Source organism: Specibacter sp. NPDC078692 (assembly GCF_040686835.1).
GTDB lineage: Bacteria > Actinomycetota > Actinomycetes > Actinomycetales > Micrococcaceae > Specibacter.
Map to the genome: position 1 here is coordinate 21,200 of NZ_JBFBLV010000037.1, position 12,018 is coordinate 33,217.

Below are 12,018 nucleotides of genomic sequence, written 5' to 3' on the forward strand. Positions count from 1 at the left end.
CAGGGACCCCTACTACTTGGTGGCGGTTGCCGGGGGCATACCGAAGAGGCCGGGGTCTTTGGCGGATTTTGGCTTGCGCACATGGGTTCCCCACAAGAAAGCCAGCCACGTCAGTGTCAGCTGGATCGGGAACGCTATCGAGGGCACACCGCCTGAGATCAAGCAGATCAGTACCGGCAACAGTACAATCAGGCTCAGGTCTGGGCCCACGATGAACGCCCTAATGGCACCCGTGGGGATGGGGCCAGCAGGACCAGCCAAGGCAGGCATATTCCAGTCAGGTGCAGGCCGGAAGCCAGCACGCAAAGTAGCGGCACCCAAACCGGGTCCAGCAAGGATGGCGAGGACTAGCAGCCCTGGTGAGCCAACACCCAAAGCGAGCAATAGCCCAAAGCAGATCGGCGCCCACAGCGTCATGACCACGGCGGGGACCAGATAATGCACACGCCGGACGGTGGTCGCCGGCAACGGCATGAGCGTATCTACTGCCGGGTTGCCATTGGCGAACCGTGCGGTGGCGCCTAAAGCTGTCACGGCAAAGTGGGCGCAAAAGTACAGAGCCACGGCAATCAAGATGGCATTGCCCAGGAACTCCACCGATGCCAAGGATGCTGGCACGGCCGCCAACACCAGCACCCGCAGCAGCATGCTGGGAGAGCGCAGCGCCATGGTGGCATGCGTGCTGGCCAGTGTCTTGATACTCCGGGCGTGGACCGAGCCCTTTTTGAAGATCATGGGGAGCTTGACCTTGCTGGTTCCTGTGGACGGCCCGGTGCTCAGCGAGCGGGAGAGCTCGGTGGCGTCCATAGACAGCAGCGAACTGGCCGCATAGGCGCCAGCCGCAGCACTCTTCTTCAAGGCTGCGGTGGTGATGCGCTCAAGATGTGCATAGACCAGCGCAAGGAGCCCCAGCGCGAGGGCCACGATCAGCAGGGGCCAGGTGGCGCCGTCGGCCACTAAGAGTGGCCAGCTCGTGGGGAGGTATTTCAACCAAGCGGTTTGCGCGGCCGTGATGGCGCTGGATCCGGCCACATTGTTGTACAGGGCTGTTGTTACCAGAGTTAGCGGGGCGAGGAGGGTGATGGCCCCCATAAGCTTCTTTAGCAAAGCGCCGGAGCCGGTGATCTGGCACCAGGAGGCAACGCCGTACAGCAACCATGCCAGGCCCGCACCACACAGAGCAGCCAGAGCTAAATTCCCGGGCGTGGGGTTCGCTGCCATGCCCAGTGAAAGCGGCAGCACCACCAACACGGCCGCGATGGTGGGCCAGAGGATCGATTTCAGGAAACCGGGTTGGATAAACCCCCTGCGACGTACCGGCAGACCCAGCCACCAAGCGGTTTGTGGCAGCGTCATGGCAACGGGCCCCATGGTCATTTCCACGGATAGGAGCGCCGCAGCCAGAGTCAGCAGTACCGTGGCGCTGGCCTGCAGCAGCGTGACCGAGTGGAAGCCCGGCGCCACGGCAGAGGCCAGTAGCGCCGATTCATCACCAACGCCCAAGCTGTGACGCAAAGCCACAATGAGGGCCCCGGCCATGGTGAGTAGCGTCAAAGCGCCCAGAATGGAGGTGTACACCTCGGAGATGAGCTCCATGAGCCCGCCTTGGGTGCGGCTGAGCCCGGCCTTGAACGTGTACTGACGGATTTGTTTGGCGCTGAAGCGCTCGCTGGTAGTCATGGCCATGGTTTAGTCCGCGTGCGGGTTCTCGGAGGCGATCGCCGTCGCAGCCTGTGTGGGTGTCATGGCGTGGGTTGTGTCGGCGATGAAAACGGCTTTAGTGGCCACAGTCATCAAGAAATCGGGGTCGTGGGTGACCACCAGAAGAGCCAGCCCGGAATCAACCTCGGCGCGCAACCGAGTGGCAAGTTTGTGTCTCATGGCCGTGTCAAGGCGCTGCTCCGGTTCGTCCAAGACCAGCAGGGAGCGGGGCCGCACAAAGGCCGCGGCCAACAGCATTCGGCGCCGTTGCCCCGAGGAGAGGTTGTACGGACGTGAGCTTGCTTGGTCTTTCAAGCCGAAGAACTCCAGTTCAGCGGCAATGATTTCTTCCACATCCTCCACGCCGTGCCCGGCGGAGACAATCGCCAAGTGCTCCTCCACCGTCAACGCGGGGAAGAAAGCGTCATCGTCAAACACGACGGCCACTTCGCGCCGAAAATCCAGCGTCCTGTCATCCACCTCAGAGCCGTTGATCAATGTTGTTCCAGAGACAGCTTCGAGTTGGCCCACCACGGTTTTGACCACGGTGGACTTGCCTGCGCCGTTAGGCCCCACCAGCGCCAACGCCTGAGCGGCATGGAGGCTGAAACTAACAACACCGCACACGGCCTTGCCGCCGTAACCTGCCTGCAGTTTCTCAGCGCGCACGACGTCCTGCTGGTGTGCGGTTTGCGGAGCTTTTGGGTGCCCGGCAGGGGTGTTATTGGAGGGACTGGTTCTTTTGCTCATCACCTTCGAAGTATAGGCGGGTCATAACATTCAACTTCAGCTTGAGAGTCAAGGCTCAAAATCCATCAGGGCTAAATGTTCAAAACATGACGCCAGCACCCGGTAACGTAGGGGATGGCAGTGGAGAGTTAAATTAGCGGCGAAAGTGTGGACTGACAGGTGAGCAACGAGCAGGGTGCAACGGCACTTGCCGGCGAAGATGTACTGGGCCCTACGGGGCGTCCCCTGACGGAATTCCCGGAGCCTCCGGTCCTTTCCTCCCACGGCCCCGCGCGCATTATCGCGATGGTCAACCAAAAGGGCGGCGTCGGAAAGACTACCTCCACCATTAACCTAGGTGCTGCGCTGGCAGAAGCCGGGCGCAAGGTACTGCTGGTGGACTTTGATCCGCAGGGCGCCCTTTCCGCTGGTTTCGGCACCAATCCCCATGAGCTGGACGTCACCGTGTACAACGTGTTGATGGACCGCAAGGTGGACATCCGCGACGCCATCATCCATACCGATGTAGAGAACATCGACATTCTCCCAGCCAACATTGACCTCTCGGCCGCTGAAGTTCAGCTCGTCAACGAGGTGGCCCGCGAGCAGGTTTTGGCCAGTGCCTTGCGCAAGGTTGAGGATGACTACGACGTTGTCCTCATTGACTGCCAGCCGTCTTTGGGCTTGCTGACCGTCAATGCCTTGACGGCCGCTCACGGCGTGATCATCCCGCTGATTTGCGAATTCTTTGCCCTGCGCGCCGTGGCACTCTTGGTGGAGACCATCGATAAGGTGCAGGATCGCCTGAACCCGGGTCTGCAGGTCGACGGCGTGTTGGCCACGATGTACGACGCCCGCACCCTGCACGGCCGTGAAGTTCTGGCCCGCTTGGTGGAAGCATTCGGAGACAAGGTCTTCGAAACCGTCATCAAGCGCACCATCAAGTTCGCCGATGCCTCCGTCGCTGCTGAACCCATCACCTCTTACGCCAGCAACCATCAGGGCGCCGAGTCCTACCGTCGGCTGGCCAAAGAACTGATCGCCCGAGGCGGCTCGCCCTAACTTGATCTCATCACAGAACGTCGCGGGGATCGCGGCAGAAACACCACCGGAAGCCCCGGGCATGACTCGTTTCGAAGTCCGCCTAGAGAACTTCACGGGCCCTTTTGACCTGCTTTTGGGGCTCATTTCCAAACATGAGATGGACATCACTGATGTGGCGATTGCCACTGTCACGGATGAATTCATCAGTTATTTGAAGGCTTTACAGGACCTCGGCCAGGACTGGGCGCTGGATGAAGCCAGCGAATTCCTGGTTCTGGCCGCCACCTTGCTGGACCTGAAAGCCGCCAGGCTTTTGCCGGCTGGTGAGGTGGAGAACGACGACGACCTGGCCCTTTTGGAGGCCCGTGACCTCTTGTTCGCACGGCTTTTGCAATACAAGGCCTTCAAAGAAGTGGCCACCCTCATGGGCGCCGAATTGGACCGCGAAGCCCGGCGGTTCCCCCGCCAAGTAGGGCTCGAACCACAGTTTGCAGCGCTCCTACCTGAGCTGGTGTGGCGTCACACGCCCCAGCAATTTGCCGAACTGGCAGCCCGCGCCATGGAAACAAAGGAACCGCCAAGCACCACGGTGGGACTAACCCACTTGCATGTGCAACCCGTCAGCGTCAGGGACCAGGCCGCCATTATCACCGCCATGCTCACGGCCGGCATGCCCGAAGCCGGTGATCCTGCCGCTGCTGGCTGGGTCGGAGCGCCTCTGACATTTGCCGCGCTGAGTGCCGATGCCGATTCCTCCATGATGATCATTGCCCGGTTCTTGGCGCTGCTGGAATTGTTTCGTGACCAGCTGATCTCCTTCGAGCAGCCGAACCCGCTGGGGGAGTTGCTGGTGCAGTGGAGTGCCGGTGTGAGCCCCGCCGTTGCTGTTGCTGTTGCGAGCGATTTCGATGACGAACCCACTGAGGCGGGCACTGGCGAGAGCCCTGATGTGCCCCCTGACGAGAGCGAGGTCCCTCATGACTGAGGAAGTTCCTGTGCCTGAAGAGTCCGCGCCAAGCGACGCTGGCGAACTCTTGGAATCCCGCGACAGTGTCCGTGCAGCCCTCGAGGCCGTGCTGATGGTGGTGGATGAGCCCGTTTCCGAGGTGCAGCTGGCCTCAGTGGTGGGATTGCCAGCCGCTACCATACGTGAGCTATTACACGAACTCGCAAGGGAGTACGACGGCTATACTGGAAAGGGTGACACCGTACCGGTTCGCGGCTTTGAACTCCGGCATCTTGCTGGTGGTTGGCGTATTTATTCACGTCCCGCTTACGCCGAGATCGTGTCCCAGTTTGTTGTGGACGGCCAAACGGCCCGGCTCACGCAGGCAGCCTTGGAGACTCTGGCGGTGATTGCTTACCGTCAACCGGTCTCCCGAGCCCGTGTCTCCGCCATTCGTGGCGTGAACGTGGACTCGGTTGTCAGGACGCTTGCGCAGCGCGGGTTGATTGAGGAAGTGGGCACCGATCCGGTGTCCGGGGCTTTCCTGTACCGCACCACGGCGTACTTTTTAGAACGGCTTGGGATGGGGAGCGTGGACGAGTTGCCGCAAATTGCACCGCACCTGCCCGGTCTGGAAAACCTTCAGGATTTCGATGATTCACACTTTTAGCATGACCACAACACTTAGCACTTTAAGGATTACATAATGACACCGTCACCCCGCTCCGGGAATTCCTCCGGACAGAACCAGCCGCGTGGAGGCAAGCCCCGCTCGGGCGCACCCAAGTCAGACGGCTACAAGGGCGGATCCAAGTCCGACGGCTACAAGGGCGGATCCAAGTCGGGTTCCTCCGACGGCCTGAAGCCGGGCGCTTTGCGCGCCGCAGGTTACAACGCCGACAGGGCAAAAGCGGCCAGCGAGGGCGGTTACCGCTCCGGTGCCCCCAAGCTCGGCGGCCCCAAGCAAGGCGCTGGCAAGCCCGGCGCACGCAAGCCGAGCCAGACCGGTGCCCGCCCGTTCAAGAACGAGCAGTACGGCCGCACGGTTGGCCCGTCGAAGAACCGCCCCACCGAGCAGAACCGCCGCCCAACACGGACCACCGATGACATTGACATTCACAATGCAGAGGGCGTGCGCCTGCAGAAGGTCATGGCCATGGCAGGGGTGGCATCTCGCCGCCTATGCGAGGACATGATCCTTGAAGGCCGCGTCCAGGTCGACGGCGTCACGGTTAACCAGCTGGGTCTTCGTGTTGACCCGGCTACGGTGGAAATCGCTGTTGACGGCATGACCATCCAGACCAACGAATCCCTCGTCTACATGGTCTTCAACAAGCCCAAGGGCGTTGTTTCCACCATGGATGACCCCGAAGGCCGTCCCTGCATCAGCGACTTCTTGAAGAAGCGCCAGACAGCAGAGCGACTCTTCCACGTTGGCCGTTTGGACACCGGCACCGAAGGCCTGTTGCTCTTGACCAACGACGGCGAACTTGCCAACCGCTTGACCCACCCCAAGTACGAGATCCCCAAGACCTACCTGGTCCAGGTCAAGGGCCCCATGGCCCATGGCGTTGGCGCCCAGCTCAAGGATGGCGTGGAGCTTGAGGACGGCTGGCAGAAGGTTGACTCCTTCCGCTTGGTTGACTCCACCCCGGGTCACGTCTTGGCTGAGGTTGTTTTGCACTCCGGTAAGAACCGTATTGTGCGCCGTATGTTCGATGCCGTCGGTTACCCGGTAGAGCGCCTGGTCCGTGTGAAATTCGGACCGATCGCACTAGGCGATCAGCGCCAGGGCAGCGTCCGCGTCTTGGGCCGCCACGAGATTGGCTTCCTACTCTCCGACGTGGGGATGTAATCAACGCATGAATCCTTCGCACTTGAGCGGAGCCGTGCTGGTCCTTGGCAGCGGGCTGCTAGGGGCCAGCATTGGTTTAGGGCTGCGGGCTCGCGGCATTGACGTGGTCTTGAGCGACCCCTCTCCCTCGGCACAGGCTGTGGCCGTGGACATTGGTGCCGGTCGCGCCCTTGACCCCGCTGAAAACCTGAGCCCACAACTCGTCGTTGTGGCCGCGCCGCCTGATGTCACCGCCCATGTTGTGGCGGGTGCGCTCTCAAAGTACCCGTCCGCCGTCGTGGTTGATATTGCCAGTGTGAAGGGTGCCGTGCTGGCCGAACTTCAAGCCATGGATGCTCTGGAGCCGGCAATGCTGGAACGGTACGTTGGCACGCACCCCATGGCCGGGCGCGAACGCTCGGGTCCGGTTGCGGCTCGCGGTGAGCTGTTCAACTCGATGCCGTGGGTGCTGTGCCCGTCTGAGGCGAGCAGTGCGCAGGCCATCAAGGTGGCGCATTCGCTGGCCATTGATCTGGACGCTGTGGTGTTCCGTTTCACCCCTGACGAGCACGACGGCGCCGTAGCTTTGGTCTCGCATCTGCCGCAGGTCATGGCGTCTTTGGTGGCGAGCAGGCTGGCAGAAACGCCGCAGCACGCACTCTCGCTAGCGGGTAATGGGCTGCGTGATGTGACCCGGATTGCTGCCAGCGACCCTGCCCTATGGGTCCAGATTCTCGGGGCCAACGCCCCCAAGGTGCTGGAGATCATGCAGGGTGTCCGGACCGATTTGGACCGTCTGATCAACACGCTCAGCGCTCCCACGGCACCCGGCGCGCGATTGGATTTGGCCCAGCTCATCTCCGAAGGCAATGCGGGGCAAAGCCGGATCCCCGGCAAGCACGGTGGGCCAGCCCAGCAGTACTCCTGGCTGACAGTTTTGGTCGATGACAAGCCGGGCCAGATCGCCAAGTTGCTGACGGAAATCGGTGAGATCGGGGTCAACCTCGAAGACTTGCGCCTGGACCATTCGGCAGGGCTGCAAGTTGGCATGGTGGAGCTGTCGGTGCTGCCGGCACGCAGGGTGGCTCTCGTGGATGAATTGACGGCACGCGGTTGGAAGGTAATTCAATGAGCAACACAGATGTAGTGGTGCAGCAGATTCGCATAGGCAAGCCCTTGGTGATTGCTGTTGACGGGCCTTCCGGTTCGGGCAAGTCAAGTGTCAGCAAGGCCGTGGCGCAGCGCCTCGGCCTGGCATTCCTGGACACCGGTGCCATGTATCGCAGCGTGGCCTGGCACTGCCTGAATGCGCGTATCAGCTTCGAAGACGCCGGCGCCGTTGAGGCAGCAGCGCGCACCATCAAGATGGAGCAGAGCATGGTTCCGGACACCGAGTTTTTCAAGGTCAACGGCATCAATGTCACCGACGCTATCCGCGAACCGAAGATCTCATCTTCGGTCAGTGCTGTGGCCACCAACTTGGGTGCTCGTGCAGCCTTGGTGCGTCGGCAGCAGGAGCTCATCGCCGAACACGGCCACCGCATTGTGGTGGAAGGGCGGGACATCACCACAGTGGTGGCTCCTAACGCTGAGGCGCGCCTGATCCTGACGGCCAGCGAGGAAGCTCGTCTGCGCCGCAGGGGGCTGCAGCTCGGTGGCACACAAACTGCAGCTCAACTCCAGGAGCAGGTCTTAGCCCGGGACGCGAAGGATTCAACCGTGGTTGATTTCCAGCGTGCCGCTGACGGTGTCTACACGGTTGACTCTTCGGATCTGGATTTCGAAGAGACCATCCAAGCCGTCATCGCCGTGGTTCGCCAAGCAGTCAACGCCGGTCCCGCTGCATGAGCCGTGGCGAGAAGCCGCTGCGGGTGTTGACGGAGCCGCCGCCGCGGTGGAAAACGTTGTGGAGCCGTCCGGTGGGGCGCTTCTTGGACCATGTGGTGTACGACACCAAGGTTCTGGGTAGGGAACACATTCCCACATCCGGGCCCGTAGTTTTTGCCGCAAACCACCTGAGCTATCTTGACGGACCGGTCATGGTGGGGGCCAGCAGCAGATACATGCATGTCTTGGTCCGGCACACGATGTTCAAGGGCGTCCTTGGCGGGGTGTTGCACGCTTCCGGGCAGATTCCCGTCAACCGCAGCGGCGACCGGGCAGCCTTGCAATACGCCAAGGCGGTCTTGGACCGAGGCGATTGTGTCGGGATTCTGCCAGAAGGCACCCGGGGAACCGGGGACGCCGCCAGTATGAGCAGCGGGGTGGCATGGTTGGCACTTAACTCGGCCGCCGCCGTCGTACCTGTTGCAGTCTTGGGAACAAGACACAGCGGGGAACATCGCGATAAAATTCCAGCACCACGGCGCACACTGCACGTAGTGTTTGGGGAACCATTGACAATCACGCGTGAGCCGGGAGTTTCCGGCCGTGTTTCAATGGACAGAGCAACCGAACAAATCCGCCTGCGGCTGGCGGCACACATTGCCGCATCGCAAGCCGCAACAGGGCAGGATTTGCCCGCGGATGATCACCTATCTTCAAAGCATAAAGGACAGCAACCATGAGCGACCCCAAGTCATCCGCACCCTACGGTGACGGTGAGTTTGGTCACCCGGAATACGTGCCCACGGGTACCGACCAGATCGCCGAAAAATTGGCGGCCATCTCTGACGAGGACGCTGACGCTCGCGCTGCCGGCTTGCTCGCTGGCCTCGCCAGCTACGAACTCGACGACGCCGATGCCGCACTGCTTTCGGGCGAGTTCGACGACGGTCAGAGCGAGGATCCGCTGCGCCAGAACCCGGTTCTCGCCATTGTGGGACGCCCCAACGTGGGCAAGTCCACCCTGGTCAACCGCATCTTGGGCCGCCGAGAGGCCGTAGTTGAGGACACCCCGGGTGTAACCCGTGACCGTGTCCAGTACGACGCCACCTGGAACGGCCGTAACTTCACCCTCGTGGACACCGGTGGTTGGGAACGCGACGCCCGCGGCCTGGACCTGCGTGTTGCCGAGCAGGCTGAGATCGCTGTTGAAATGGCTGACGCCGTGCTGTTGGTGGTTGACGCGATCGTTGGCATCACCGCCTCCGATGAGGCCATTGTGCGGATGCTGCGCAAGTCCAAGAAGCCGGTCATCCTGGTCGGTAACAAGATTGATGACCTGGTTCAGGAAGCCGACAACGCCATGTTGTGGGGCCTTGGCTTGGGTGAGCCGCTCCCCGTTTCTGCTGTTCACGGCCGTGGCGTTGCCGACATGCTGGACCGCGTCATGGACACCCTCCCGGAGTTCTCCGCCGTCGCCGGCCTTGAACGTTCTGGTGGCCCGCGCCGCGTAGCCATGATTGGACGCCCCAACGTTGGCAAGTCCTCGCTGCTGAACAAGCTGGCAGGCTCTGAGCGCGTGGTCGTTGACAACGTTGCAGGCACCACGCGTGATCCCGTCGATGAAATGATCGAATTGGGTGGACGCGCCTGGCGCTTTGTGGACACGGCCGGTATCCGCCGCCGGGTGCACATGGCACAGGGCGCTGACTTCTACGCCTCACTGCGTACCCAGACGGCGTTGGAAAAAGCCGAAGTTGCCGTGGTGCTGCTGGCTGTTGATGAGGTGCTCAGCGAACAGGATGTGCGCATCTTGCAGCTGACCATCGAATCTGGCCGTGCTCTGGTGTTGGCGTTCAACAAGTGGGACTTGATGGACGACGAACGTCGCAAGTACCTGGAACGTGAAATTGATCAGGATCTGGCCCACGTCAGTTGGGCTCCGCGCGTCAACATCTCGGCCAAGACCGGTTGGCACAAGGAAAAGTTAGTGCCCGCGCTGGATTTGGCCCTGGAAAACTGGGATCGCCGCATCCCCACCGGACGCCTGAACGCGTTCCTGGGTGAACTGGTTTCCGAGCACCCGCACCCCGTACGCGGCGGCAAGCAGCCCCGTATCCTCTTCGGCACCCAGGCCTCCAGCCGCCCGCCGAAGTTCGTACTGTTCACCACCGGCTTCCTAGATGCAGGTTACCGCCGCTTCATCACGCGCCGCCTGCGTGAAACCTTCGGCTTCGAGGGAACTCCCATTGAAGTCAGCATGCGCGTGCGCGAGAAGCGCAGCAAAAAGAAGTAGAAAGTCCCTTGTTCCCCGGCCGGATTTCGCGCCGGCCGGGGAGTGAGATGCCAATCACAGGCAAAGTGGTTAGAGTGCCTCAGAATATGGGGTAAACTTTTTCCCGGTGGTTCGACCACGGAGGGCATCTTCCGAATGGTTGAACAATCGGGCTGTAGCGCAGCTTGGTAGCGCACTTGACTGGGGGTCAAGGGGTCGCAGGTTCAAATCCTGTCAGCCCGACCGGATAAAAACCGCTCAAACACTGGTGAAAACCGGAGTTTGAGCGGTTTTTGTTTCCCAACCATTCGACTTCCACGATCACCATCTTCGAGTCGCCACATATGGCCCCGAAAATGCGATTAAAGGGGCCATATCTGGGGACTCGGGGCTAGCGGTAAAACTGGCTGGGCGTCGCAGTCCGTCCTCGAGCGGTGCCAGCCAAGCTGTCGTAGCACGACGGCGGAATCCGGGCCGGTCATGATCCGCCAAGCACGGTGCAAGGTGAGGGCGTAGCTCTTTTCGAGTTGGCGCGGCCGTGCGCTTCGGAGAATGGCTCGTGGCCACCACCCGTTTCTCTCCCAGCCTGCACGAGTCTGCGGCATCCTGCTGAGCCTGTGATGTGGGTGGCCTAGCGAAATACGAACTCACTCGATTTGAGCACGCGGGTGCGCTTTACGTAGCTGGTGGTGCCGCCTGGCCAATTCGAGGTGATGCGCCCCGACGCAGGGTTCCGGTACCAGCTGTCGCAGCGCACCCAGGCTGACGTGGACAGTTCGCCCTGCACCGCGTCATCCCAAGCCTGCTCTGCTGCTGGGGTCGCCTCGAGTGTTTTCGCGCCGGAGGCCACCATATAGTCCACGCTCTGGCGCATGTGGGAAGCCTGCGCCTCCAGCATGCGGATGATGGGGCTTCCGCCAAGATTCGTGTTCGGACCGTAGGACAAAAGCAGGTTGGGGAACCCTGGGACGTAGATCCCCAGGTGCGCCCGGGCACCCTGCGCTCAGTGCTGGTGCAGGTCAACGCCGTCGGATCCGGTGACAGTGATGCCCCGCAGGAACCCCTGGGCATCGAATCCGGTGGCGTAGAGGATGGCATCTGCGCGATGAAATCCGCCGTCGAGGGTTTCAATCCCGTTCGGCCGGATACGGGCGATTCCCTCGGTGACAAGGTCCACATTCTCCTGGCGCACCGCAGGGTAGAAGTTGTTGGAGAACAGGATGCGCCGGCAGCCGATGGGGTAGCCGGGGGAGAGCGCTGCGCGCAGGGCGGGATCAGCGACCTGGCGCAGCAAGTGGAATCGGGTCACGGCACGGCTCACGCGGGCGGCGAACGATCCGTCCTCCAAGGCTCGCGAAAATTGCTCACCAAGCCACTGGAAGAACGGGCGTTCGATCCGGGCGGCGACCGGCCGGTACCAGCGCGGATAGCGACCATCGGGCTTGGGCCAAATGTAGTTCGGGGTGCGTTGGTAGAGCGTGACGCGTTCGGCGATGGTGGCCAGCTCTGGCACCACCTGCACAGCGGTCGCCGCTGCCCCGATCACCGCCACCCTCCACCCAGCGAGATCTGGGGTTCCCCGCAAGTTGTGGACACGTGTTCTGCATCATGCGGCTTGCGTGAGTGCTTCTTCCTTCATTGCGTCCGACGCTGTTTGAGTGCGTA

At 61.7% G+C, this 12,018-nt stretch carries 12 protein-coding genes and 1 tRNA gene; 9 read left to right on the forward strand and 4 right to left on the reverse strand.

Annotation, left to right across the window (positions count from 1 at the left end; translation table 11 throughout):
* Nucleotides 1–12 precede the first annotated feature (12 nt).
* Together AB0O97_RS18130 and AB0O97_RS18135 are read right to left on the reverse strand one after the other, a co-directional pair.
* Nucleotides 13–1,680: a DUF6297 family protein gene (locus AB0O97_RS18130; protein ID WP_363845269.1), complete on the reverse strand. Its 1,668-nt coding sequence runs from the start codon at nucleotides 1,678–1,680 to the stop codon at nucleotides 13–15.
* A 9-nt stretch (nucleotides 1,681–1,689) separates the two neighbouring features.
* Nucleotides 1,690–2,451 carry an ABC transporter ATP-binding protein gene (locus tag AB0O97_RS18135; RefSeq protein ID WP_363884549.1) on the reverse strand — a complete coding sequence of 254 codons (762 nt, stop codon included), beginning with the start codon at nucleotides 2,449–2,451 and terminating at the stop codon, nucleotides 1,690–1,692.
* A 159-nt stretch (nucleotides 2,452–2,610) separates the two neighbouring features.
* On the opposite strand from AB0O97_RS18135, the gene AB0O97_RS18140 reads away from it, so the two are divergent.
* The 9 genes from AB0O97_RS18140 (at nucleotide 2,611) to AB0O97_RS18180 (ending at nucleotide 10,596) form a co-directional block, all read left to right on the forward strand.
* On the forward strand, nucleotides 2,611–3,492 hold the full coding sequence (locus AB0O97_RS18140) for an AAA family ATPase (RefSeq protein ID WP_363884551.1): 882 nt from the start codon (nucleotides 2,611–2,613) through the stop codon (nucleotides 3,490–3,492).
* Between the two features lie 61 nt (nucleotides 3,493–3,553).
* Nucleotides 3,554–4,459: a segregation/condensation protein A gene (locus tag AB0O97_RS18145; protein WP_363884566.1), complete on the forward strand. Its 906-nt coding sequence runs from the start codon at nucleotides 3,554–3,556 to the stop codon at nucleotides 4,457–4,459.
* Nucleotides 4,452–5,090, forward strand: a complete 639-nt coding sequence (gene scpB / locus AB0O97_RS18150) for an SMC-Scp complex subunit ScpB (RefSeq protein ID WP_363884553.1) — start codon at nucleotides 4,452–4,454, stop codon at nucleotides 5,088–5,090. The genes AB0O97_RS18145 and scpB overlap by 8 nt, the downstream gene beginning before the upstream one ends.
* A 36-nt stretch (nucleotides 5,091–5,126) precedes the next feature.
* Complete coding sequence (locus AB0O97_RS18155) at nucleotides 5,127–6,275, forward strand: pseudouridine synthase (RefSeq protein ID WP_363884554.1); 1,149 nt, start codon at nucleotides 5,127–5,129, stop codon at nucleotides 6,273–6,275.
* A gap of 7 nt (nucleotides 6,276–6,282) precedes the next feature.
* Nucleotides 6,283–7,386: a prephenate dehydrogenase gene (locus tag AB0O97_RS18160; RefSeq protein ID WP_363884556.1), complete on the forward strand. Its 1,104-nt coding sequence runs from the start codon at nucleotides 6,283–6,285 to the stop codon at nucleotides 7,384–7,386.
* Nucleotides 7,383–8,102, forward strand: a complete 720-nt coding sequence (cmk, locus tag AB0O97_RS18165) for a (d)CMP kinase (protein ID WP_363845287.1) — start codon at nucleotides 7,383–7,385, stop codon at nucleotides 8,100–8,102. Before AB0O97_RS18160 ends, cmk begins: the two co-directional genes overlap by 4 nt.
* Complete coding sequence (locus tag AB0O97_RS18170; RefSeq protein ID WP_363884558.1) at nucleotides 8,099–8,821, forward strand: lysophospholipid acyltransferase family protein; 723 nt, start codon at nucleotides 8,099–8,101, stop codon at nucleotides 8,819–8,821. The genes cmk and AB0O97_RS18170 overlap by 4 nt, the downstream gene beginning before the upstream one ends.
* On the forward strand, nucleotides 8,818–10,374 hold the full coding sequence (gene der / locus AB0O97_RS18175; RefSeq protein ID WP_363884560.1) for a ribosome biogenesis GTPase Der: 1,557 nt from the start codon (nucleotides 8,818–8,820) through the stop codon (nucleotides 10,372–10,374). The genes AB0O97_RS18170 and der overlap by 4 nt, the downstream gene beginning before the upstream one ends.
* 148 nt (nucleotides 10,375–10,522) lie before the next feature.
* Nucleotides 10,523–10,596 (forward strand) — tRNA-Pro (locus AB0O97_RS18180).
* Nucleotides 10,597–10,984: 388 nt separating this feature from the next.
* Here the strand turns inward: AB0O97_RS18180 and AB0O97_RS18185 are convergent.
* On the reverse strand, nucleotides 10,985–11,227 hold the full coding sequence (locus AB0O97_RS18185) for a hypothetical protein (RefSeq protein WP_363884561.1): 243 nt from the start codon (nucleotides 11,225–11,227) through the stop codon (nucleotides 10,985–10,987).
* 129 nt (nucleotides 11,228–11,356) lie between these two features.
* On the reverse strand, nucleotides 11,357–11,899 hold the full coding sequence (locus tag AB0O97_RS18190) for a hypothetical protein (protein ID WP_363884563.1): 543 nt from the start codon (nucleotides 11,897–11,899) through the stop codon (nucleotides 11,357–11,359).
* Between the last annotated feature and the right edge of the window lie 119 nt (nucleotides 11,900–12,018).